This window comes from Chitiniphilus eburneus, from assembly GCF_005048205.1.
Classification (GTDB): Bacteria; Pseudomonadota; Gammaproteobacteria; order Burkholderiales; family Chitinibacteraceae; genus Chitiniphilus; species Chitiniphilus eburneus.
Map to the genome: position 1 here is coordinate 42,577 of NZ_SUMF01000020.1, position 23,120 is coordinate 65,696.

23 protein-coding genes are annotated in these 23,120 nt (G+C 63.0%); 12 read left to right on the forward strand and 11 right to left on the reverse strand.

Annotation, left to right across the window (positions count from 1 at the left end; translation table 11 throughout):
* Positions 1–10 precede the first annotated feature (10 nt).
* On the forward strand, positions 11–382 hold the full coding sequence (locus FAZ21_RS14765) for a DnaJ family domain-containing protein (protein WP_136774213.1): 372 nt from the start codon (positions 11–13) through the stop codon (positions 380–382).
* Positions 383–522: 140 nt separating this feature from the next.
* Entirely contained in the window at positions 523–1,365 is an 843-nt protein-coding gene (locus FAZ21_RS14770) for a CheR family methyltransferase (protein WP_136774214.1), read from the forward strand.
* Between the two features lie 50 nt (positions 1,366–1,415).
* On the opposite strand, the gene FAZ21_RS14775 is transcribed toward FAZ21_RS14770, so the two are convergent.
* A complete protein-coding gene (locus FAZ21_RS14775; RefSeq protein WP_136774215.1) occupies positions 1,416–1,967 on the reverse strand; it encodes a DJ-1 family glyoxalase III in 552 nt (183 codons plus the stop codon).
* A gap of 110 nt (positions 1,968–2,077) precedes the next feature.
* Positions 2,078–3,535 carry a multidrug transporter subunit MdtD gene (gene mdtD, locus FAZ21_RS14780; RefSeq protein ID WP_246038678.1) on the reverse strand — a complete coding sequence of 486 codons (1,458 nt, stop codon included), beginning with the start codon at positions 3,533–3,535 and terminating at the stop codon, positions 2,078–2,080.
* Positions 3,536–3,610: 75 nt separating this feature from the next.
* On the opposite strand from mdtD, the gene FAZ21_RS14785 reads away from it, so the two are divergent.
* A complete protein-coding gene (locus FAZ21_RS14785) occupies positions 3,611–4,567 on the forward strand; it encodes an Asd/ArgC dimerization domain-containing protein (RefSeq protein WP_136774216.1) in 957 nt (318 codons plus the stop codon).
* A 79-nt stretch (positions 4,568–4,646) separates the two neighbouring features.
* Positions 4,647–6,962 carry a Tex family protein gene (locus tag FAZ21_RS14790; protein ID WP_136774217.1) on the forward strand — a complete coding sequence of 772 codons (2,316 nt, stop codon included), beginning with the start codon at positions 4,647–4,649 and terminating at the stop codon, positions 6,960–6,962.
* Positions 6,963–7,014: 52 nt separating this feature from the next.
* Here the strand turns inward: FAZ21_RS14790 and FAZ21_RS14795 are convergent, their stop codons facing one another.
* Both FAZ21_RS14795 and FAZ21_RS14800 read right to left on the reverse strand, forming a co-directional pair.
* On the reverse strand, positions 7,015–7,377 hold the full coding sequence (locus FAZ21_RS14795; protein WP_136774218.1) for a DUF2845 domain-containing protein: 363 nt from the start codon (positions 7,375–7,377) through the stop codon (positions 7,015–7,017).
* Between the two features lie 87 nt (positions 7,378–7,464).
* Entirely contained in the window at positions 7,465–8,664 is a 1,200-nt protein-coding gene (locus tag FAZ21_RS14800) for a class I SAM-dependent methyltransferase (protein WP_136774219.1), read from the reverse strand.
* A gap of 282 nt (positions 8,665–8,946) precedes the next feature.
* Between FAZ21_RS14800 and FAZ21_RS14805 the strand changes: the two genes are divergently transcribed.
* Positions 8,947–9,591 (forward strand): C40 family peptidase, encoded by a 645-nt coding sequence (locus tag FAZ21_RS14805; RefSeq protein WP_246038680.1) that lies wholly within the window; start codon positions 8,947–8,949, stop codon positions 9,589–9,591.
* 59 nt (positions 9,592–9,650) lie between these two features.
* Here the strand turns inward: FAZ21_RS14805 and FAZ21_RS14810 are convergent, their stop codons facing one another.
* A complete protein-coding gene (locus tag FAZ21_RS14810; protein WP_136774220.1) occupies positions 9,651–10,127 on the reverse strand; it encodes a flagella synthesis protein FlgN in 477 nt (158 codons plus the stop codon).
* Positions 10,120–10,404 carry a flagellar biosynthesis anti-sigma factor FlgM gene (gene flgM, locus FAZ21_RS14815; RefSeq protein WP_136774221.1) on the reverse strand — a complete coding sequence of 95 codons (285 nt, stop codon included), beginning with the start codon at positions 10,402–10,404 and terminating at the stop codon, positions 10,120–10,122. Before flgM ends, FAZ21_RS14810 begins: the two co-directional genes overlap by 8 nt.
* A 199-nt stretch (positions 10,405–10,603) precedes the next feature.
* On the opposite strand from flgM, the gene fliW reads away from it, so the two are divergent.
* The 4 genes from fliW (at position 10,604) to FAZ21_RS21125 (ending at position 15,270) form a co-directional block, all read left to right on the forward strand.
* Positions 10,604–11,029: a flagellar assembly protein FliW gene (gene fliW, locus FAZ21_RS14820; protein WP_136774222.1), complete on the forward strand. Its 426-nt coding sequence runs from the start codon at positions 10,604–10,606 to the stop codon at positions 11,027–11,029.
* A 248-nt stretch (positions 11,030–11,277) separates the two neighbouring features.
* Complete coding sequence (locus FAZ21_RS14825) at positions 11,278–12,246, forward strand: acetyl-CoA carboxylase carboxyltransferase subunit alpha (protein ID WP_136774223.1); 969 nt, start codon at positions 11,278–11,280, stop codon at positions 12,244–12,246.
* Between the two features lie 13 nt (positions 12,247–12,259).
* Entirely contained in the window at positions 12,260–13,546 is a 1,287-nt protein-coding gene (tilS, locus tag FAZ21_RS14830; RefSeq protein WP_169307422.1) for a tRNA lysidine(34) synthetase TilS, read from the forward strand.
* A 215-nt stretch (positions 13,547–13,761) separates the two neighbouring features.
* Positions 13,762–15,270, forward strand: coding sequence for a carbohydrate-binding protein (locus FAZ21_RS21125; RefSeq protein WP_136774225.1), 1,509 nt, complete (start codon positions 13,762–13,764; stop codon positions 15,268–15,270).
* Between the two features lie 224 nt (positions 15,271–15,494).
* Here FAZ21_RS21125 and FAZ21_RS14840 read toward each other — a convergent pair whose 3' ends face one another.
* The 5 genes from FAZ21_RS14840 to fadD form a co-directional block, all read right to left on the reverse strand.
* Positions 15,495–15,926 carry a VOC family protein gene (locus FAZ21_RS14840; RefSeq protein ID WP_136774226.1) on the reverse strand — a complete coding sequence of 144 codons (432 nt, stop codon included), beginning with the start codon at positions 15,924–15,926 and terminating at the stop codon, positions 15,495–15,497.
* Between the two features lie 77 nt (positions 15,927–16,003).
* The gene (dapE, locus tag FAZ21_RS14845) at positions 16,004–17,134 is read right to left on the reverse strand and encodes a succinyl-diaminopimelate desuccinylase (protein WP_136774227.1); all 1,131 of its coding nucleotides are present in this window, start codon (positions 17,132–17,134) and stop codon (positions 16,004–16,006) included.
* Positions 17,131–17,475, reverse strand: coding sequence for an ArsC family reductase (locus FAZ21_RS14850; RefSeq protein ID WP_136774228.1), 345 nt, complete (start codon positions 17,473–17,475; stop codon positions 17,131–17,133). The genes dapE and FAZ21_RS14850 overlap by 4 nt, the downstream gene beginning before the upstream one ends.
* Before the next feature lie 121 nt (positions 17,476–17,596).
* On the reverse strand, positions 17,597–18,748 hold the full coding sequence (locus FAZ21_RS14855; protein WP_136774229.1) for a PilT/PilU family type 4a pilus ATPase: 1,152 nt from the start codon (positions 18,746–18,748) through the stop codon (positions 17,597–17,599).
* A 9-nt stretch (positions 18,749–18,757) separates the two neighbouring features.
* The gene (fadD, locus tag FAZ21_RS14860) at positions 18,758–20,425 is read right to left on the reverse strand and encodes a long-chain-fatty-acid--CoA ligase FadD (RefSeq protein WP_136774230.1); all 1,668 of its coding nucleotides are present in this window, start codon (positions 20,423–20,425) and stop codon (positions 18,758–18,760) included.
* A 309-nt stretch (positions 20,426–20,734) separates the two neighbouring features.
* On the opposite strand from fadD, the gene rimP reads away from it, so the two are divergent.
* The 3 genes from rimP to FAZ21_RS14875 form a co-directional block, all read left to right on the forward strand.
* The gene (rimP, locus tag FAZ21_RS14865; RefSeq protein ID WP_136774231.1) at positions 20,735–21,169 is read left to right on the forward strand and encodes a ribosome maturation factor RimP; all 435 of its coding nucleotides are present in this window, start codon (positions 20,735–20,737) and stop codon (positions 21,167–21,169) included.
* A 63-nt stretch (positions 21,170–21,232) separates the two neighbouring features.
* Positions 21,233–22,705, forward strand: coding sequence for a transcription termination factor NusA (nusA, locus tag FAZ21_RS14870; protein WP_136774232.1), 1,473 nt, complete (start codon positions 21,233–21,235; stop codon positions 22,703–22,705).
* Positions 22,706–22,721: 16 nt separating this feature from the next.
* On the forward strand, positions 22,722–23,120 hold a 399-nt coding region (locus tag FAZ21_RS14875), incomplete at its 3' end, for a translation initiation factor IF-2 associated domain-containing protein (RefSeq protein WP_211243477.1).

Here is a 23,120-nt window from a genome sequence, read left to right on the forward strand (position 1 = left end):
GGAGAACGGCATGTGGTGGCTCAACGAACTGGCGGAACGGCGGATCGCCGAGGCGCGCGACGCCGGCGAGCTGGACAACCTTCCCGGCAGCGGGCACCCGTTGCCGGCCGAGGATATCGACCCGCTGGTGCCCGAACATCAGCGCATGGCGTATCGCGTGCTGAAGAATGCCGGCTACCTGCCGCCCGAACTGGAACTGCACGCCCAGGCCGTGGAACTGGCGGTGCAACTGGCCGCGGCGGGCGAGGAGGCCGCGATGCTGCGGCAGCGCTTGGCGCGTATCAATGCGCTGCTCCAGCACTCCGGGCATCCTGCACTGGTGGTTCCGCCGGATTACGTCGAGCGCAGCCTGACCAAACTTGGCTGCCATCCGGCGCATTGATTACAAGTTGCCTGACAGCAGGCTATTCTTCGGAATTGTGAGACCCCGCCCGGGCCCCCAGAAAAAACAGCCTGAACGTACTCGCCCCCTGATCAGAACGGGGCAAAGCGCGACGCTCGATAAGGCCATAAGGACAACGCATGCTGCAACCACCCACTCGAGAATTCGCCTTCACCGAGCAGGATTTCGACAAGATCCGCAAGATGATCTACGACTATGCCGGCATCGCCTTGTCGCCCACCAAGCACGACATGGTCTATGGCCGGCTGGCCAAGCGCCTGCGCGCATTGAATCTCAAGACATTCAACGATTACCTGCACGTGCTGGAGCGCGGCGACCAGAAGGAATTCGAGCTGTTCACCAATTCGCTGACGACCAATCTCACATCGTTCTTCCGCGAATCGCATCACTTCCCCATCCTGGCCGACCACCTCAAGGCCAGCCGTGGCGCCGGCACGCTGAACCTGTGGTGTTCCGCCTCCAGTACCGGCGAAGAACCCTACAGCATGGCGATCACGGCGTGCGAGACCTTCGATTCCTTGCGCCCGCCGGTCAAGATCATCGCCACCGACCTGGACACCAACGTGCTGGATCAGGCGCGTGCCGGCATCTATGCGGGCGAAGAGGTGCAAAAGCTCGACCCCAATCGCGTGCGACGCTTTTTCGAGCGCCTGCCCGATGGCCGTTATCTGGTGAAGCAGGAAGTACGCGACATGATCGTCTATCGCCGCCTCAACCTGGTGGAACCCAACTGGATGATCCGTGGGCCCTTCGATGCGATCTTCTGCCGCAACGTGATGATCTATTTCGACAAGACGACGCAGCTCAAGATACTGCAACGCTTCGCGCCCTTGATGAAGCAGGAAGGGTTGCTGTTCGTCGGGCACTCCGAGAACCTGTACCACGCGGCCGATCTGTTCAAGCTGCGCGGCAAGACCGTCTACGAACTGGCGCGGGTGGTGCCGCATCCTCCCGGACGCTGAACGCGTAAAAAAACGGCGGGCATTGCCCGCCGTTTCGTTTTCGGTGTCGATCAGACATACAGCATTGCGCGGCCCACCTTCAGCGCGGCTTCCTCGCCCGCCAGTTGCCGGGCCAGTTCCAGTGCGAACAACCCCGCGGTGGCCGGACCACGGCCCGTGGTGAACTGCCCATCCTGTACCACGTTGTAGCCCGCATATTCGGCGCCACCTGCGCGCAGTTTTTCCTCGTATCCCGGAAAGCAGGTTGCCTTGCGGCCTTCCAGCACGCCGGCGCGTGACAGTACCGATGGCGCGGCGCAGATCGCGGCCACGTGCTTGCCGGCGCTCTGGTGGGCGCGCAGTCGGGTGGTGATGCCGGGATGGGCGGCCAGCGCTTCGGCACCGGGGCCACCCGGCAGCACGATGGCGTCGGCCAACTGGCCTTCCACCGCGGCGAAAGCCCGGTCCGCCTGCACGACCACGTCGTGTGCGCCGGTGACGGAAAGCTGATCGTCCAGGGCGACCAGCAGCGTTTCGACACCGGCGCGGCGCAATACATCGACGATGGTCAGCGCTTCCACTTCCTCGAAGCCGGGGGCGAGATAGACATGGGCCAAGGGCATGATGTTTTCCTCAGGTCAGTTGAATTGGTGGCGAGGCCGAAAGGCCCCGCCCGCGGGTGGGGCGATCTTCGTTTTCGGGGCGGCGGATTGTGGTCCTGGGGTGACACTCCCTAGCCTTCCTCGACGGAGACGACTGGCGCCCGGGCGTGATCGCCATCGCCGGGGCGCAATTGCATGAAGATGCACGCCGCCAGCATCGACAGCACGCCCACGCAGATATAGGTGTCCTGGAATGCGCTCAGCAGCCGTTCCGGCTGCGGCGCGATGCCATGATCGGAGAAGCCCGCCAGCAACGCGGCGGCGGCGGCCACGCCGAGGCTCATCGACAACTGCATGACCACCGACAGCAGGCTGTTGCCGCTGCTGGCCGTATCCGGCTCCAGATCGCCCAACGTCAGCGTGTTCATGGCCGTGAACTGCAAGGAGTTGATCACGCCGAACACCGCCAGTTGCAGTAATAGCATCCAGTGGGGGGTCTCGCGATCGACGAGGGCGAAGCTGGCGATCATCATGCCCAGCAGCAAGGTGTTGCCCACCAGCACTCGGCGGTAGCCCTGGCGGCGGATCAATGGTTCCACCAGTGTCTTGGAAACCATTGCGCCCAACACCGTGGGAATCATGAACATCCCGGCCTGGGTGGGTGGAAAGCCCAGCCCGATCTGGAGGAACAGCGGGGTCAGGAACGGGATGGCGCCGCTGCCCAGCCGGGCAAACAGGTTGCCCAGTACGCCGATGGCGTAAGTATGGATATGGAACAGTCGCAGGCTGAACAGCGGCAGCGCCGAGCGCGCGGCGTGCAGCCAGTAGCCCGCCATCGCGGCCAGTCCGGCGAAGAGCAGGACCAGCGAGGTGGCCAATGGCAGCGCATGCTCGCCCATGCCCTGCAACGACACCGATACCAGCACCATCCCGGTGCCGAACAGCGCGAATCCCACCCAGTCGAACCGCGTTTCGCCGCCCAGCAATTCGGGCATGTAGCGCGAGGTCACGAAGCAGCCGACGACCCCTACCGGGATGTTGATCAGGAACACCCAGTGCCAGGTGGCCACTTCCACCAGCCAGCCGCCCAGTGTCGGGCCCACCAGCGGCCCGATCAGGCCGGGAATGGTGACGAACGACAGGACACGCAGCAGTTGCTCCTTGGGAAAGACCTTGAGGACGGCCAGCCGCCCCACCGGTAGCAGCAGCGCACCGCCCATGCCCTGAACCACGCGCGATGCCACCAACTGCGTCAGGCTGCTCGACAGGGCACACAGCAACGAACCCAGGCTGAACAGCACGATGGCGCTCATGAAGACCTTGCGCGTGCCGAAACGGTCGGCCAGCCAGCCCGAGGCGGGAATCAGCAACGCGACCGTCAGCATATAGGCCACCACCACCGACTGCATGCGCAGCGGGCTTTCGTTCAGGCCGCGCGCCATGGCGGGCAAGGCCGTGTTGAGAATGGTGGAGTCGAGCGTCTGCATGAAAAAGCCGATGGCGACGAGCCAGGGCAGCAAGCGGCGGGTAGTCTGATCGATCACGGTAGCCTCGCGAAAGCGGCGGATGCCGACATTGTAGTGCGGCACTCCGGCAGGCGAATCCTTTACAATTGCGCGTTTGCAGGGCGCAGCCGCGCCCTGTGCGTTTTTTGGGAGAACTGGATGTCCACGATGAACCTTGCGCTGCTGGGCGCCGACACTGCGCTGGGCACGGCCCTGCTCGATGTGATTTCGGATAGCCCCTTGCGCCTGCCGATGCTGTTCCCGCTCACGCCGGGCGACGAACCGGGCATGGTGGAGTTCCGTGGCGACGATTACCCGGAGCTGGAAGTCGCCGATTTCGACTGGTCGCAGGCGCCAGTGCTGGTGAACTGTCTGCCCGACGCGCGGGAAGCGATGGATGCCGCCGCCAGCGCGGGCCTGATCGTGATCGACCTGACCGGCAGCCAGGCCCCGGGCGGCAAGCTGGCGCGCGGGCAGGTCCTCTCGTTGCCCGACCCGTTCTCGCAGCAACTGGCCAGCGTCGTCGCGCCACTGGCGGAACTGGGGCAACTGCTGTCCGTCAGTGCCACCGGCATGCTCTCGGTGTCCACCGAAGGCCAGGCTGGCGTGGACGTGCTGTCCGGGCAGACGCGTGCGTTGTTCGCCCAGACCGAGCACGAAACCGCCGTCTACCCCAAACGCATCGCCTACAACCTGCTCGGCGGCTTCGGCGAGCCGGACGAGGCCGGCAACACACCGGAAGAGAAGGCGGCATTGACCTTGCTGCGCCGCCTGGTCCCCGAGGATTGCCCCGTGGACGTCACCTGCGTGCGGACGCCGCATTTCTTCGGGCATGGTGCCTCGGTGTCGCTGCATTTCGCGGCGCCGGTCGCGCTCGATGCGGTTGCTGAGGCGCTCAAATCGGCCGAGCGCGTGTTCCTGTTGCAGGTGCCCGGTACCGCCGGCATGGCCGCCAGCCAGGATGCAGTAGGGGCCGACAAGGTCTGGGTGAGCCGGTTGCGCGCTTCGGCGGATGGACGCAGCGTCACGTTGTGGAGCGTTGCGGACAACACGCGCTTGCCGGCACTGGCAGTGCTGCAATTGCTGACGCTGATCGCCGCGCGCCAGGGCGCCTGAGCCGCTTCGCGTTACACGCGTTCTCATGCTGGTGCCCCTCGGGGCGCCGCGTTTCGCTTCAACCGTTCACAGGTTTCGCATGCTGCCCCCGATTTCCCACCGCATTGCCCAAGAACTCGCCTGCCGTCCCAATCAGGTGGATGCCACGATCCAGTTGCTGGACGATGGCGCAACCGTTCCCTTCATCGCGCGTTATCGCAAGGAAGTCACCGGTGGTTTGGACGACACCCAGTTGCGCACGCTGGATGAGCGGCTGCGCTACCTGCGCGAACTGGAAGATCGCCGGGTGACGGTGATCGCCAGTGTCGAAGAGCAGGGCAAGCTCAGCCCGGAGCTGAAGGCGCAATTGCTGGAGGCCGACAACAAGCAACGGCTGGAAGACCTGTACCTGCCCTACAAGCCCAAGCGTCGCACCCGCGCGCAGATCGCCCGTGAAGCAGGCCTGCAACCGCTGGCGGACGGTCTGCTGGCTGACCCCGCCCAGACGCCGGAGGATGTGGCGCAGCGCTACGTCGATCCCGAGCAGGGTGTGGCCGATGTCAAGGCCGCGCTCGATGGCGCCCGCGCCATCCTGATGGAGCAGTTCGGCGAACATGCCGCGCTGCTGGGCGAGTTGCGCGATCACTTGCTGCAACAGGGCGTGGTCAAGACCACGCTGGTGGAGGGCAAGGCGGAGGAGGGCGCCAAGTTCTCCGACTATTTCGCCTATGACGAAAAGCTGTCCGCAATGCCGTCGCACCGCATCCTGGCGGTGCTGCGCGGCCGCAATGAGGGCGTGCTGAACCTGGCTCTGCTGCTGCCGGAGGAATTGGACGCCAGCGTCCGGCCAGCGGGCCCCAATGTCTGCGAAATGAAGATTGCCCGGTGCTTTGGCATTGAAAACCAGGGCCGGCCGGCGGACAAATGGCTGAGCGATACCGTGCGCCTGGCCTGGCGGGCCAGGATCTTCCTCAGCCTGGAATCCGAACTGGTCGGGCAGTTGCGCGACAAGGCCGAGCTGGACGCGATCCGCGTGTTCGCGCACAACCTGAAGGACCTGCTGCTGGCCGCGCCGGCTGGCCCGCGTGCCACCATGGGGCTGGACCCCGGCCTGCGCACGGGGGTGAAGGTGGCCGTGGTCGATGCCACCGGCAAGCTGGTCGATACCGCCACCATCTATCCGCACGAGCCGCGCCGTGACTGGGATCGCTCGCTGGCCGTGCTGGCGGCACTGGCGTCCAAGCACAAGGTAGAGCTGATCGCTATCGGCAACGGCACTGCCAGCCGCGAGACCGACAAGCTGGCTGCCGATCTGATCAGGCTGCAACCCGAGCAACGCCTCACCAAGCTGGTGGTCTCCGAGGCGGGCGCGTCGGTTTACTCCGCGTCGGAGCTGGCTGCGCGCGAGTTTCCCGATCTGGATGTCAGCCTGCGCGGGGCGGTATCCATCGCCCGGCGCTTGCAGGACCCGCTGGCCGAACTGGTCAAGATCGACCCGAAATCGATCGGCGTGGGCCAGTATCAGCACGATGTGAACCAGGGGGAACTGGCCCGCTCGCTGGATGCGGTGGTCGAAGACTGTGTGAACGCAGTTGGCGTGGACGTGAATACCGCCTCCGCCGCGCTGCTGGCACGTGTGTCCGGCCTGAGCGGCACGCTGGCGGCCAACATCGTGCAGTACCGCGATGCCAACGGCGCCTTCGCCAATCGTGCCGCGCTGCTCAAGGTGCCGCGCCTGGGCGAAAAGACCTACGAGCAGGCGGCGGGTTTTCTGCGCGTGATGAATGGCGACAACCCGCTCGATGCCTCGGCGGTGCACCCCGAAGCGTATCCGGTGGTGGAAAAGATCATTGCCCAGGTACAGAAGGACGTGCGTACGCTGATCGGCGACAGCGCCTACCTGAAAAAGCTGGATGCCAGAACCTATACGGACGAGCGCTTCGGTTTGCCGACCGTGAAGGACATCCTGGCCGAACTGGAAAAGCCGGGTCGCGATCCACGTCCGGAGTTCAGGACCGCCAGCTTTGCCGACGGCGTGGAAGACCTGAAGGACCTGCGCCCGGACATGGTGCTGGAAGGCGTGGTCACCAACGTCACCAACTTCGGGGCTTTTGTCGATATCGGCGTGCACCAGGACGGGCTGGTGCATATCTCCGCGCTGTCCACCCGCTTCGTGAAGGATCCGCGCGAAGTGGTCAAGGCGGGTGACGTGGTCAAGGTGAAGGTGCTGGAGGTCGATCTGAAGCGCAAACGCGTGGCGCTGACCATGCGGATGGGCGATAGCGCGCGTGATCACGCGGCCAGCGAGCCGGCGAAGGTACCCGCCAGCCGCGCGCAACAGCGGGCTACGGAGCGTCAGCCCGAGACGCAGGGTGCGATGGCGGCGGCGCTGGCTGGGTTGAAGCTGCGCAAGTAAACGCGCGAAAAAGCGATGGGGACGGGCTGCCGGGGCGTTTGTGCCGGGGTGGTCAGTGCAGCAATTCGATGGCGGTGAGCGCGCCGCCCTCGAATACCAGCACCGCATCGAACTGGCCGGGGGAACGTTGATAGTGCCAGCGGTGCATCACGCGTTCGCCACTTTGATAGCGGGTGCCATTTCGCTTGTAGGACATGATCGGTGCGGTGCGCACAGTGGTACTGGCAGGTGTGCCGCATTTGGCGGCAACCTGTTCTTCGCTCATGCCCTCGGTGATCAGCGAATTGCCGCAACGCAGGGTATCGCTGGCGACAGCTTCCAGGGACAGCATGAGCAGGCTCAGGGTCAACACGGCGCGCAGCATGGGTGATTTACCGGAAACGGGAATATCGCCATGGTAGGCGGTGGGATACATGACTGGGTGTTCCGGTATTGCTGTTTGGCCCGTTCGCCGATCCAGGCCCGCCGTCTGCCTGGCAGGGCCCGGGTCGCCATGGCGGGCTCAGTGGACGTACATGTAGTCGCGGGTCAGTGGCAACGGATATCCCGGACGTGCGCCGCCGCGCTTGATCCCCAGTACCTGATGCAGCGCCACCCATTCGTGCGTAAAGGCGTGGGCGCAGCCTGCAAGGTAGATGCGCCAGATCCGGTAACGCTCCTCGCCGGCCAGTGTGCGGATACTGTCGCCCGCCGCTTCGAAGCGCGCGGCCCAGTGTTGCAGGGTGAGCGCATAGTGATGGCGCAGGTTTTCCACATCCGCCGCTTCCAGCCCGGCCGCGCTCATGGTCTGGAGCACCAGGCTGATATGCGGCAACTCCCCGTGTGGGAACACGTAGCGATCGATGAAATCGCCACCACCCCAGGGCGATGACCGCGACCAGGGGTCGGTGCTGGTGATGCCGTGATTCATCACCACGCCGCCATCCTCGAGATGCTCGTCGATACAACGGAAATAGGTTTCCAGATTGGCCAGGCCGACATGCTCGAACATGCCGACGCTGGTGATGCGATCGAATTTCCCGCTGACGTCGCGATAATCCAGTAACCGGACTTCGCAGCGATCGGCCAGGCCTTCGCGCTGGATGCGCTCGCGCGCGAACTCGTACTGGTTCTCGGAGAGTGTCACGCCCAGCACCTTCGCGCCGTAGTGACTGGCGGCGCGGATCGCCAGCGCACCCCAGCCGCAGCCGATGTCGAGTAAGGTCTGTCCCGGCTGGAGGCGGATCTTGGTCAGGATGTGGTCGATCTTCTGGCGTTGAGCCGCTTCCAGCGTATCGTCCCGCGTGTGGAAATAGGCGCAGGAATACACCATCTGCGGGTCCAGCCACTGGGCATAGAAGGCGTTCGATACATCGTAGTGATACTGGATGGCCGAACGGTCCAGTTCGCGGCTATGCGAGCTGGATTCGGCGTTGTCATTGCGTTCGGCCTGGCCGGAATGGCATGCCAGTTGTGTCGCCACGTCGATCAGGTCGAGCAGCTTGCCTTCCAGATCGATATGCCCTTCGACATAGGCTTGTCCCAGGCTGTCGAGCGAAGCCCGCGCCACGTGACGCAACCCTTTGAGCGATTTGACGCGAATGACGACGGGCGGCTCGGGCGCGAGGTCCACGGCGTGGCCGTTCCAGAGCTGGATGCGCACCGGAATGGCATGAAGCTGCATCCGGCTCATGAAGTCGTCGATCAGTGCTTGCCAGAACATTGATACCCTCCTGATAACATGTACCGAGGATGGCGAACGGTTCGCGGCGGGAAAACACGATTCGGGAACCGTCGTCGGCGATGAGGTCCCGTCCAGGCGCAGCACCCCGGGGTAGGGCGAGCGCACGACTGGAGGCAGGCCGGGGTGGCCTGGCAGTCAATGCTGGACGCATATATCGCCGTCTGAGCATAAACGATTATTCAAGTAATGCTGCCCAACGACGATAACCACTGAACCGGTGCTTACCATGATGGTGGCTCCGGCGTGGGACTCCCGACATGAATGATGCACCGCAAGAGCAAGAAAGAAAATGTGTCGGGCATTGCACCCCTTGCGCAATGGGGCGGGAACGTTTTTCCGGCCCGCGGCGTCCGGTATCATCGGCAGGCCTTGATGACGGGGAAGTCCGTGCACACGAAACTGAAATCATCGCTGTTGATGGCTGCGATACTGCTGGCGGCCTGTGGTACCGCGCCGCAGAAAACGGCCAGACCCGCCCGCCCACCGGCGCCCACGCCGATCGGGCAGATCGTCGTCGATTCCACCCAGCGGCAGGAGGTCCTGATGTATGCCCTGGGGTTACTGGACGTGGGTTATCAGTTTGGCGGGAACAATCCGGAAGCCGGGCTCGATTGCAGCGGCATGGTCAGCTTCATCTACCGGAACGCAGCCGGCGTGGCCTTGCCGCATAACGCGGCGCAGATCGCGCAGATGGCGCGGCCGGTGGAGCGCAACGTGTTACAGGCGGGCGATCTGGTTTTCTTCAATACGCTGGGCCGATCGTTCTCGCACGTCGGCGTTTATATCGGCGACGGCAAGTTCATCCACGCGCCGTCGAGCGGCGGCAAGATTCGCGTGGATTCGCTGGACAAAGCCTATTTCGCCCAACGCTTCGAGGGTGGGCGCAGCCTGTTCGCCGCGCGTTGAGCGGCGTGATGCCGAGTGAATGGGGAAAAGCGGGCGGCAGACAGGCGACGAAGGCCCGATCAGGCCTTGTCGAATGGCTGGCCGCCGATCGTGCTGCGCACGCGGCCATCCTCGCCATAGAGCTGCGGTGTTTCGCGCAACTGCGAAAGCTCGTTGAACAAGCGGTCGTTCAGATGCTTGCGGCTATCGATCAACTGGCCGTTGCTGGTATTGCGCGCTTTGGCCACCAGGCTGAGGTCGCGGATGCGGTGCCACTGCTCGCCAAGTCCGGCATCGAAGCGCATCAGCGCTTCGTCCAGCACATGGGCGGGGCTGAGCGGCATGCCGGAGAACTGTGCAAAGGCGCGGAAAGCCTGGAATTGCTGGTCGAGCTGATTGCTGGTGGCGAGCTTGTCGGCGGTCAGCGGCGGCAGCAGGTCTATCCTGGAGTGGACGAGAATTTCCTCTTCTTGCGCCAGCAGTTCATTGAAGTGTGCCAGCGTGGCTTCCAGTTGGATCAGCAACGCTGACAATTGCGCATGGCCCGCTTCACTCACTCAATAATTCCTTCACGCTGTTGAGCAGCTTGTCGGCAATGGCGTCGGGGCGGACGGAGAATCGTCCTTCGGCGATGGCCTGGCGCAGGCTGGCCACGCGGGCGCTGTCGAACGTGCTGCCGGTTTCGTCGCCCTGGCTGATCTGCGCGGCAACCGGATTGAGGGTCACGCTGTCCTGAACCGCGTTTCCGGCAGGCTTGCTCGCCTCCTCGACGGGGCGACCGCCGGTACGAGGGGGTTGGGTCAGCGTGTTCTTGCCAGTGTTGTCGATTTTCATGACGGTGTACCTCGTCGCGCCTCTGCGCGGGCGTGCAGTTCAGGATTATGCCTTCACTATCGACAACGATTCCGAAAACTTTAGAGAATCATTGATCTATAAGTTAAGCCTAATGCGAGGACAACGCCGTATTGTTCGAGGCTGCGTTTCGCTATGCTACGACACATCAAAGCAACCGACGCAGTCGAGAGGAGAAACCATGCAAATCGTCAAAACCCGCTTCGGCGAAGTCGAAGTCGATCCGAACACCGTTCTTACCTTCCCGCTGGGCCTGCCGGGGTTCGAACCGTGCACGCGCTTCAAGCTGCTGCATGAAGACAAGCCCCAGCCCAAGATTCTGTGGCTGCAATCGCTGGATGAGCCGGCGCTTGCGTTCAGCGTCGTGACCAGCGAACTGCTGGGCGTCAATTACCAGATCCAGCTTTCGGACGAAGAGTGCGAGTTGCTGCAACTGGAAGAGCCCGATGACGTCACGCTGCTGCTGGTGCTGGCCCGGCCGCCGGAGGAAGGCGATCGCCCGATCAGCGCCAATACCCAGGCGCCGCTGATCATCAATTCCAAGAGTCGCCTGGGCCTGCAAAAGACCGGGCTGCAAGCGGATATCGTATTCCGCAACGCGATCTGACCCGTCCCAGGGCCGGCATCGCGTGCTGAGGCCCTGGAAAGCGGGAAAGCGGACATCCTTCGGTTGCTGGTGGGTATGCGGCGTACACCGGGTGACCGAAGGGCGCCGGGATGGCTTTGTCCGCCATGCGGGCCCCAGGCGGCTGCCGGTATTGGGCCCCCTGGGTGCTTGCTGTATGATTGCCTGATTTTTCGCCATGCCCAGGGGGGTAAGGCGGCCTTGCTCCCGCAGGGCGGGGAAAGAGAAGCATGAAGACCACATTCCTGGATTTCGAGCAGCCCATCGCGGAGCTCGAGAACAAAATCGAAGAACTGCGCTTTGTCCAAGACGATTCCGCCGTCGATATCTCGGCGGAAATCGGCCATCTGGAAAAGAAAAGCCAGGAACTCACCAAGACCATCTACGGCAAACTGACCGCCACGCAGATTTCGCAAGTGGCCCGCCATCCGCAGCGGCCTTATACCCTGGATTACATCAAGGCGCTGTGCACCGATTTCGAGGAACTGCACGGTGATCGCACCTATGCCGACGATGCTGCCATCGTCGGTGGCCTGGCCCGTTTCAATGGCCAGAGCGTGATGGTCATCGGGCACCAGAAGGGGCGCGATACCAAGGATCGCCAGTACCGTAATTTCGGCATGCCGCGTCCCGAAGGCTATCGCAAGGCACTTCGCCTGATGAAGCTGGCGGAAAAATTCGCGCTGCCTGTGCTCACCTTTGTTGATACCCCTGGCGCCTATCCCGGGATTGGTGCGGAGGAACGCGGGCAGTCGGAAGCCATCGGTCGCAACCTGTTCGAGATGGCCAAGCTGCGCGTCCCCGTCATCACCACCGTGATCGGCGAAGGTGGCTCCGGCGGCGCGCTGGCGATTGCCGTTGGCGACATCGTGATGATGTTGCAATACTCCACCTATTCGGTGATCTCGCCCGAGGGGTGTGCTTCCATCCTGTGGAAGACGGCCGAGAAAGCGACCGAGGCGGCCGAGGCGATGGGCATCACCGCTGGCCGGCTGAAGACGCTGGGCCTGATCGACAAGGTGGTCAACGAACCGCTGGGTGGCGCGCATCGCAACTACCCGCAGATGATGGCTTCGATGAAGAAGGCCATTGCCGATGCCCTGAAGGGCTTGCAGGAAAAATCGGTCGATGAGTTGCTGGACGCCCGTTTCGAGCGCCTGATGGGCTATGGCAAGTTCAAGGAAGTCAACGTCGCCTGATCTGGCGCAACAGGTGGCGGCCGAACTGGCGCGCCACCTTGCCCCGGCGGCCCGACGTCTCTGCGTCGGGTTGTCCGGCGGCCTCGATTCCGTGGTGTTGCTGGATATTCTGGCAACGCTACGTTCCCGGCTCGGATTCCACCTCACCGCGCTGCACGTCCATCATGGTCTTTCGCCCAATGCGGATGCATGGGCACGGCATGCCGCGGCGGTTGCCGATCGCCTTGGCGTGCCGTGCACGGTAGAGCGGGTGCGGGTGGTCGATATCGCCGCGCTGGGGGTCGAGGCGGCGGCCCGTGCCGCCCGCTATGCCGTCTTCGAGCGCTGTGCCGCCGATGCACTCTGCCTGGCGCACCATCGCGACGATCAGGCCGAGACCCTGCTGTTCAACCTGTTGCGTGGCGCGGGGCCCGCCGGCCTGGCGGCGATGCCGGCATCGCGGCCGCTGGGGGATTTGCAGTTGCTTCGCCCCTTGCTGGACGTACCGCGCGACGCATTGCTCAGCCATGCGCGCGCCCGGGCGCTGGACTGGGTGGAAGACGAAAGCAATGCCGATCCACGCTATGACCGCAACTTTCTCCGGCATCAGGTGATGCCATTGCTGCGGGAGCGTTTTCCAGGCTGCGATGCGGCGCTGGCGCGCACCGCCGGCCATGCCGCGGAGGCAGCACAGTTGCTGATCGCCCAGGCGGAGCAGGATTTGCCCCAGTGCCTGAACGGTAGTGGCGGCTTTTCACTCGCCCAGGCGGCTCCGCTTGGGGTCCCCAGGGGGCGCCACGCGTTGCGGCACTGGTTGCGGTCCCAAGGCATCGTGCCCGACGAGCGCGCCTTCGAGGAGCTGTGGCGTCAGGGGGATGCGGCGCCGGACGCGATGCCGCTCTGGCGCTGGCGCGGCCAGCGCCTGCGCTGTTATCGCCGGACCTGGTATCCGGTGCATCCCCGGGCTGCCGGGCCAACCACGCCTGTTTCCTGGCTGGAGGGGGCTGCGCAACCCGTGGCGTCCTGGGGTGGTGTGCTGGAATGGCTACCCATGCCGGGTGGGCTGGATGGCGCCAGGCTCGCGGGGGGGCAGTTGAGCCTGCGGCGGCGGCAGGGCGGGGAGGGCCTGTGCGTTCACCCCGGTCACGGCACGCGCCCGTTGAAGTCGCTGTATCAGGAAGCATCCATCGCCCCCTGGCTGCGCGAGGCCCTGCCATTGCTCTATCTGGACGACGTTCTGATCGCCGTGCCGGGCCTGGGGGTTGCCACGGAATATCGCACCGCCAGCGGTTGGCAACCGGTGTGGCGCGCTTTGCCCTGAAAACGCCGCCGATCATCGGCTGAACGATAGGCTCTGCTGCACTGCAATGGTGCTTGCAGGTGCCGTTTTTGCTCATCGGCTGCGATGGCGTGCCAGCCGGTTTTCTCCCTTCGTCGGTTTCATTCATGACTTTTGCCGAAGTTGATCGCATCATGAAACCGCTTTCATGACAGGCAGTCGCAAGCTGCCAAACGACGCGGAGAGGATGGAACCCCATGAAGACGAAGCACAATCCCAAACTGGGCCTGTTGGCCTCATGTCTGTTGATCGCGGGGCTGGCAGGCGCCCCGATGTTGACCCACGCGGCGGCCTGCGTCGCCGGGTGGGTGGAAGGAAACACCTATGCCGCCGGCACCGTTGTATCGTACAACGGCCACAATTACCGGGCCCTGGTAACCCATACCGCCTATGTGGGCGCCAACTGGAACCCGGCGGCCACGCCGTCGCTATGGGCGGATCAGGGGGTGTGTGGCGGTAGCCCGACTCCTGTACCGACGCCTGCGCCCACACCGGCGCCGACGCCAACACCGCAGCCCACCCCGGCACCGACGCCGGTAGGCAGCTATGGCCACCAGATCCTGTCTTCCTCCAGCGTACGCTTCTATGCCAACAATGCGCCGTGGGCGGATCTGCACTATCAGGTCAACGGCGGTGCACAGGTGAACGTGCGCATGACGGTATCGGGTACCAATAACAGCTACACGGTGTCCGGCCTGCCAGCGGGCGCGGTGGTACGCTATTTCCTCACTGTGGGGCAGGCGGCCGGTGGCGCCTTCGATACAGCGTGGACGCAATTCAATCTCAGCGGCGCGGTGACCCCAACGCCGAATCCCACTCCGAACCCCACCCCGACGCCGACACCCGGGCCGAATCCGACCCCGACGCCCACGCCCTCCGATGGCTGGCATGTGGTCTGGGAAGACACCTTCGATGGCAGCGGCCAGCCCAATTCGGCCAACTGGAATTACCACGTCGGCAATGGCTGGAATCCGGGTCTGGGGGCATTCCAGGGCTGGGGCAATGGCGAGTGGGAATGGTATCGGCCGGAGAATGTGTATCGCCAGAACGGCAACCTGGTGATCCGCGCGGATTACGCGGATACACCGACCGATATCGCGGGCCGCCAGTGGTTCCAGCGCTCGGGGCGCATCACCACCAAGGGCAAGCATTCGTGGCAGTACGGTCGGATCGAGGCCCGGATGGCGCTGCCGGGCCGCATCGGCACCTGGCCGGCCTTCTGGATGATGGGGGCCTCGTGCGACGACACCGTCACCAGCGACTATAACGCGCCGTTGTCGCGCTACGACATCATGGCGTCGAACTGGTCGAGTTGCGGCGAGATCGACATCATGGAACATCGCAACACCGAAACGCGCACCTTCCAGAACGTGTTCTGGGATTCGCGCGTGGGCGTGTTCCCATGGGCTGACGGCCAGAACAATGAGCGGCCGAACAATGCCGAGGCGGGCAATGTCACGCAGTTCCATCTCTATACCATCGAATGGGATGCCAACCAGATCCGTTACTACATCGACCGGGAAACCCGGCCGACGCCGGTACACACCATCGATATCACGCCCGCCAACATGGAGGAGTTCCGCAAGCCGTTCCACATCATCCTGAACCTGGCCCTGTCCGGGCAGTTCACCGGCTGGACCGAGCCGAACAAGGCGGATTTCCCGCTCTATATGTACGTGGATTACGTGCGGGTCTGGCAACGCTGAGGCACTGCCGCAAGAAAAAGGCCGTCCGGAAGGACGGCCTTTTTGCTGGGTGACACGCCCTGGAGCCACTAACAAAACCCAGTGCAGCGGTTCTGGCAAGGAGCGCGAAACGTCCTGAAAGGCAACAAACCGGACTTCCTTCGGTCGCAGACAGTACAAGGCGTACGGCAAGTGAGGCTCGGCGCCCCCGCGCGACATAGCCAGAAGGGTTTTGTTGGGGGCTCTTAGGCCCCGTGGCCCTGGTCTTTGCTCATGTCCCAGAAATTGGCTTCGATCTTGTGGCCATCCAGGTCGCGCACGAAGCAGCCATAGTAGGCCTCGCCGTAATGGGGGCGGGGACCGGGGGCGCCGTCGCCGCGCGCACCGGCCGCAATTGCTGCGGCGTAGAAATCGTCGACCGACTGCTGGCTGGGGGCGATGAAGCCAAAGTGCGTACCATTGCCGACGTTGGCTGGCTGCCCGTCAATTGGCGACTGCACCCAGAACTCCGGGAACTGCTTGCCATAGGCCACAGCCTCGACACCGGGCACTTCCAGGATGCGGCGCGCGCCGATGGTCGGCATCACCGCATCGTAGAAGGCGATGGCCTCGGTATAGCGATTGGTGCCGATTGAAACGTGCGACATGATGCTGGGGATTTCGGTCATCTCAGTCATTGGAGCCTCCATGAAAAATGGCTTCAGCTTAAGCTGAAGCCATTCGTTTGGCGATATGCTGACAAAAACTGACAAGTTCAGCCTAGCAGGCGCTCCAGCGTGCGGCGATAGATCGCCGACAGCTTGGGAATGTCCTCCACCGCCACGCATTCGTTGAGCTTGTGGATGGTCTTGTTGATCGGGCCGAATTCCACGACCTCGGGGCAGTACTTGGCAATGAAGCGGCCATCGGATGTGCCGCCGGTGGTGTTCAACTGCGGGGCCTGCCCGACCACGTCCTCGACGGCGCTGCGAAGTGCGTCGATCAGCGCGCCGTGGTCCGTGAGGAACGGCTCGCCGTTGAGGGTCCAGTCCAGTTCGTATTCCAGACCGTGCGCATCCAGGATGGCGTGCACCTTTTCCTTCAGCGTCTCGGCGGTGTTCTCGGTGGAGAAACGGAAATTGAACATCAGCTCGGCGGTGCCCGGAATCACGTTGGTCGCGCCGGTTCCGCCATGGATGTTGGACACCTGCCAGGTGGTCGGGGGGAAGTAGGCATTGCCCCGATCCCACTCGGTCCCGGCCAGTTCGGCCAGGGCCGGCGCCATCAGGTGGATCGGGTTCTTCGCCAGGTGCGGATACGCGATATGGCCTTGCACGCCGTGGATGATCAGGTGCCCGGACAGCGAACCGCGCCGGCCGTTCTTGATGGTATCGCCAAAGCGTTCGGCGCTGGTGGGCTCGCCGACGATGCAATAATCGATGGCTTCACCGCGTGCCTTCAGGGTTTCAATGACCTTGACCGTGCCGTTGCGCGCCGGGCCTTCCTCGTCCGAGGTGATCAGGAAGGCGATCGAACCGCGTGGGGCGGGGTGCTGCGCCAGGAAATCCTCGGTGGCGGTGATGAAGGCGGCCAGCGAGGCTTTCATGTCGGCCGCGCCGCGGCCGTACAGGTACCCGTCGCGCAGTTCGGGCATGAACGGGTCGGAATGCCAGCGATCGACCGGGCCGGTGGGCACCACGTCGGTGTGCCCGGCGAACACCAGCACCGGCCCGCTGTCGCCGAAGCGTGCCCAGAGGTTGTCCACATCCTCGAAGCGCAGGTGTTCGATATGGAAGCCGATCTTCTCCAGCCGATGCGCCATGATCTGCTGGCAGTCGGCGTCTTCGGGCGTGACCGAAGCCTGTTTGATCAGTTGGACCGCGAGGTCGAAAGTGGGATTGCTCATTTCAGGAATGCCGCGTAGTCATCGGGTTTGAAGCCGACATTGATCTTACCATCGTGATCCAGCACTGGCCGCTTGATGACACTGGGTTGCGCCAGCATCAGGTCGATGGCGGACTGGGCATCGATGACCCCGGCGCGCGTGGCGTCGTCGAGCCTGCGCCAGGTGGTTCCGGCGCGATTGACCAGCTTTTCCCAACCCACCTGCGCAATCCAGCTTGCGAGCAGGTCGCGATCGACACCTTGTTTCTTGTAATCGTGCCATTCGTAGTCGAGGCCGGCTTCGGCCAGCCAGGCGCGCGCCTTCTTCACGGTGTCGCAGTTCGGGATGCCATAAAGCTTCATGTCGGAGTCCAGTGGGGCGCAAAGGCGTGATGGTAATCGCTCGCGCTTCGCGACTGAAGCGCCACGCGCATCGAAACGAAGACGCCCCGCGGGGCGGGGCGTCGGATAAGGCGCGATGCGTTCAATGCAGCGAGATATCGAAGTTGATGTCCAGCGGCGGTGCCGACTGCACCTGCGGTGTCGGGCTGCGCTTGGCGATTTGCTGTTCTTCGACGGTCTGCGCGTTGTTCACCATCCACGAAAGGTTGGTGGCCGAATCGGCGTTGCGCAATGCTTCGTCCAGTTCGATCTCGCCATCGCGGTACAAGCGGTACAGCGCCTGCTCGAAGGTTTGCGAGCCCTCGGACAGCGACTGTTCCATCGCTTCCTTGATGTCGGTGAGCTGACCATTGCGGATCAGCTCGGCGATGCGATTGGTGTTGAGCATGACTTCCACGGCGGGGATCAGGCGGCCTTGCGTATTGCGCACCAGTCGCTGCGATACGATGGCCTTCAAGGCCGTAGACAGGTCGTACAGCAACGATTCGCGCGCGTCCTGCGGGAAGAAGTTCACGATGCGCGACAATGAGTGGTAGCTGTTGTTGGCATGCAGGGTCGAGATGCACAGGTGACCGGCCTGGGCGTACTGCATTGCGTAATTCATCGTTTCGCGATCGCGGATTTCCCCGATCATCAGCACATCCGGCGCTTCGCGCATGGCGTTCTTCAGCGCTTCGCCGTAGCTTTTGGTGTCCAGGCCGATCTCGCGTTGGTTCACCAGGCTTTTCTTGTGCGAATAGAGGTATTCGATGGGGTCTTCCACGGTCAGGATATGGCCGGGATGCAGCGCGTTGCGGTGTTCCAGCATGGCTGCAACAGTGGATGACTTGCCCGAGCCGGTCGCCCCGACCATCAGCACGATGCCGCGCTTTTCCATCACCAGGTCTTTCAGGACCGCCGGCAGGCGCAGGTCCTCGATGCTGAGTGCGCGCGGGCGGATGAACCGCGCCACCATCGCCACGTTGCCCCGCGTGCGGAACACGTTGATGCGGAAATTGCCGAGGCCTTCCAGGGGCAGGCCCAGGTTGAGTTCCATGTCCGCTTCGAAGCGCTCGATCTGGTCGGGCTTGAGCAGTTGGTAGACCAGTTGCTTGACATGATCCGGGCCCAGCACCTGGGTATTCACCGGATGACACAAGCCGTTGATCTTGATGGTGATCGGCGAATGGGCGGAAAGAAACAGGTCGGAAGCCTGTTTTTCCGCCATCAACTTGAAGAAGGGCAACAGATTCATGGCTGGTTCTTATGTGGTGGTGGCACGCAACTCCCTGCGCAGAATCTTACCCACATTCGACTTCGGTAGCTCGCTGCGGAATTCAACCTGCTTTGGCACCTTATAATTGGTCAGGTTTTCCCGACAGTAGGCGACGATTGCCTCGGCCGTGAGTGCCGGGTCCTTCTTGACCACGAAGATTTTCAGCGCCTCGCCGGTTTTCTCGTCGTTGACGCCGACGCAGGCGACCTCCAGGACACCGGGATGCGCCGCGACCACATCCTCGACTTCGTTCGGATACACATTGAAGCCCGAGACCAGCACCATGTCCTTCTTGCGGTCCACGATCTTGAAATAGCCGGTCGGGGACATCACCGCCACGTCACCCGTCGCCAGGAAGCCATCCGCACCCAGCACCTTGTCGGTTTCATCCGGCCGGTTCCAGTAACCCTTCATGACCTGCGGGCCCTTGATGAACAGCTCGCCCGCTTCGCCTGCGGCCAGCACCCGGCCCTCATCGTCGCGAACCTGCGCATCGGTGGCGGGCACCGGCAGGCCGATCATGCCGTTGTATTCCTTGATCGTCAGCGGATTGATCATCGCTGCCGGCGAGGTTTCCGTCAGGCCATAGGCTTCCACCAGCGGCACGCCGGTGATCTTCTTCCATTTGTCCGCCACTGCCTGTTGCACCGCCATGCCGCCGCCCAGGGCCAGCTTCCAGGTGCTGAAGTCCAGTTGAGAGAACTCCGGCTTGTTGGCCAGTGCATTGAACAGCGTGTTCACACCCGTCATGCAGGTGACCGGGTACTTGGCCAGTTCCTTGATGAAGCCGGGAATGTCGCGCGGATTGGTGATCAGCAGGTTGGTGGCGCCGATCTTGGTGAAGACCATGCAGTTCGCTGTCAGGCAGAAGATGTGGTACAGCGGCAGCGCGGTCACGATCAGTTCGCCGCCTTCGTGGACCGCGCCCTTGATCCAGGCGTGCGCCTGCTGCATGTTGGCGACGATGTTGCGGTGGGTCAGCATTGCGCCCTTGGCCACGCCGGTGGTGCCACCGGTGTATTGCAGGAATGCCAGGTCTTCCAGCGTGATCGGCACGGGCTGGAAAGTGTGGCGCGCCCCTTTCGCCAAAGCCTCGTTGAAGCCGAGATGGCCCGGAAGGCGGTAGGCCGGCACCATTTTCTTCAGATACTTCACCGCCAGGTTGACCACCAGGCGTTTCGGGAAATCGAACTGGTCGCCGATGCTGGTGACGACCACGTGCTTGACCTCGGTGTGGGCGACGATCTTTTCCAGCGTCTGCGCGAAATTGGCGACGATGACGATGGCCTGGGCCCCGGAATCCTTCAACTGGTGTTCGAGTTCGCGCGCGGTGTAGAGCGGATTGACGTTCACCACCACCAGCCCGGCCTTGAGAATGCCGAAGATGGTGATGGGGTACTGCAACAGGTTGGGCATCATCACCGCCACGCGCGCGCCGCGCGGCAACTTCAGTTCATTCTGCAAAAAGGATGCGAACTGGGTGGCGCGCTCGTCGATTTCGCCATAACTGAGGGATTTTCCCATGTTCACAAAAGCGGGCCGGTCCGCGTATTTTGCGACCGACTGCGCAAACACGTCCGGAATCGAACTGAATTCTTCGATATGCACGTCGTGCGGCACATGTTCCGGGTAGCTTTGAAACCAGGGGCGATCCATTGTGTTTATCTCCTTTTCTGCACGGCTGGCGGCGGGTCGCGCTGTGTTTTGGGGTGCCAGGGCAAGCATGCACCGGAATGTGCCATGTAACGTTGTGTGACGTAAATGAATGCAACGGGCGCCTTGTTTCGACAGTTTCGCCAAGTGGTTGTTTCTGATAGAATCCGGTCTATCCCCAAGGGGGTTGTTTGAAAACCTGACTCGGCAGCATGACCGACGAAGGTTGGAGGGCGGCTTTCGCAACCGGGGTGTGCTTTTCAAATGGGCGCAGTTTTGCAGCCCATTTTTTGTTTGCGGCGAAGGAATGGAATGGCAGTCAACCTGCAAGAGCTTCTGGAAACAACGCTGACCGCGATGGGCTATGAAATGGTCGACCTGGAGATCGGCCACAACGGGTTGCTGCGCTTGTTCATCGACAAGCCGGGCGGCATCGTGGTCGAGGATTGCGTCCATGTCAGCAACCACTTCACGCGGTTGTTCATGGTCGAGAACATCAACTACGAACGGCTGGAGGTATCGTCGCCGGGCCTGGACCGCGTGGTCAAGAAGCCAGCCGACTTCCAGCGTTTTGCCGGTGAGATGGTGAAGGTGAAGCTGCGCCTGCCATTGCCGGACAAGCGCAAGCGCGTGATGGGCAAGCTACTGGGCCTGGAGAACGAGGCCGTGGTGATCGAATGCGATGGCGAACGGCTCGCACTGCCGCTCACCCATATCGACAAGGTGCGGCTGGAGCCGCAGTTCTGATCCGGATTTACCTGAACATCATCGAATACAGTCTGTGCGAAGGATTGAAAGGATTAAACGACAATGAGCCGTGAAATTCTATTGCTGGTCGATGCGCTGGCCCGCGAGAAAAATGTAGAAAAGGATGTGGTGTTCACCGCCCTGGAAATGGCGTTGGCCTCCGCGACCAAGAAGCGCTACGACGACGAAGTGGATATCCGGGTGGAAATCGATCGCGAAAGCGGCGACTACCGGTCGTTCCGCGTATGGACCGTGGTCGAGGACAACGATCATGAGGAGCCGAGCCGTCAGATCGCCATCACCGATGCGCCCGACTACGACAAGGACCTGCAACTGGGCGAGACCTGGGAAGAAGAGCTGGAGCCGATCGAGTTCGGCCGCATCGGCGCCCAGACCGCCAAGCAGGTCATTCTGCAACGCATCCGCGATGCCGAGCGCGAGCAGAACCTGAACGACTTCCTGGAGCGCCGCGAGCACATCGTTTCCGGCAGCATCAAGCGCATCGAGCGTGGCAACGCCATCATCGAACTGGGCAAGTTGGAAGCCGTGCTGCCGCGCGACCAGATGATCCCCAAGGAAAACCTGCGCGTGGGCGACCGCGTCCGGGCCTTCCTGTTGCGCATCGATCGCCTGGGCCGTGGCCCGCAGCTGGTGCTGTCGCGTACCGCGCCGGAGTTCATGCTCAAGCTGTTCGAGATGGAAGTGCCGGAAATCGAGAACAACCTGATCGAACTGATGGGCGTGGCCCGCGACCCTGGCATGCGCGCCAAGATCGCCGTGAAGTCGAACGACCAGCGTGTCGATCCGCAGGGGACCTGCATCGGCGTGCGCGGCACCCGCGTGAACGCGGTGACCAACGAACTCGCCGGCGAGCGCGTGGACATCATCCTCTGGTCGCAGGATCCGGCCCAGTTCGTGATCGGCGCGCTGTCGCCGGCCGAGGTGAGCTCGATCATCGTCGACGAGGAAAGCCATGCCATGGACGTGATCGTCGACGAGGACAACCTCGCGATGGCCATTGGCCGTGGCGGGCAGAACGTGAAGCTGGCTTCCGAGCTGACCGGCTGGAAGCTGAACATCATGACGGTGGATGAAGCCGAACAGAAGCACGAGGAGGAATTCTCCAAGGTGCGCGAACTGTTCGTCCGTGCGCTGGATGTCGACGAGGAAGTCGCCGACGTGCTGGTGCAGGAAGGCTTCAACACCCTGGAAGAAGTGGCCTATGTGCCGCTGAACGAAATGCTGGAGATCGAGGCCTTCGACGAGGACACGGTCAACGAGCTGCGCGCCCGCGCCCGCGATGCCCTGCTGACGCAGGCCATCGTGCGGGAAGAGAAGCTCGAGCATCAGGCCGAAGACCTGAAGACGTTGGAAGGCATGACCTCGGAACTCGCAGCCTCGCTGGCCGAGCACGAGATCCATACGCGCGACGACCTGGCCGAACTGGCGGTGGACGAACTCATTGAGTTGACCGGCATGGACGAGGACGGCGCGAAGCAATTGATCATGAAGGCACGCGAGCACTGGTTTGCGTGAGCCGGGAGGGATTTGAATGAGTGAAACCAATGTCAGTCAATTTGCCGCCGAGCTCAAGATGCCGCCCCAGGAACTGCTGGAGCAGTTGCGCGCGGCTGGTATGCATAAGTTGAGCCCGTCGGACACGGTGAGCGCGGATGATAAGTCGCGCCTGCTGAACCATCTGAAGCAAAAGCACGGCGCAGCCGCCGACAAGCAGAAGATCACGCTGACCCGCAAGGAAACGTCGGAAATCCGCAAGACCGATGCCACGGGCAAGGCCAAGACCATCCAGGTCGAGGTACGCAAGAAGCGTGTGGTGGTCTCGCCGGAAGTGCCGGCGGCGCCTGCCGCCGCGCCCGAGCGTGCCGTGGCCGCCGCGCCGGTGCTGGATGACGCCGAGCGCGCCCGGGGAGGTTTGCTGTATCTGCTTGAA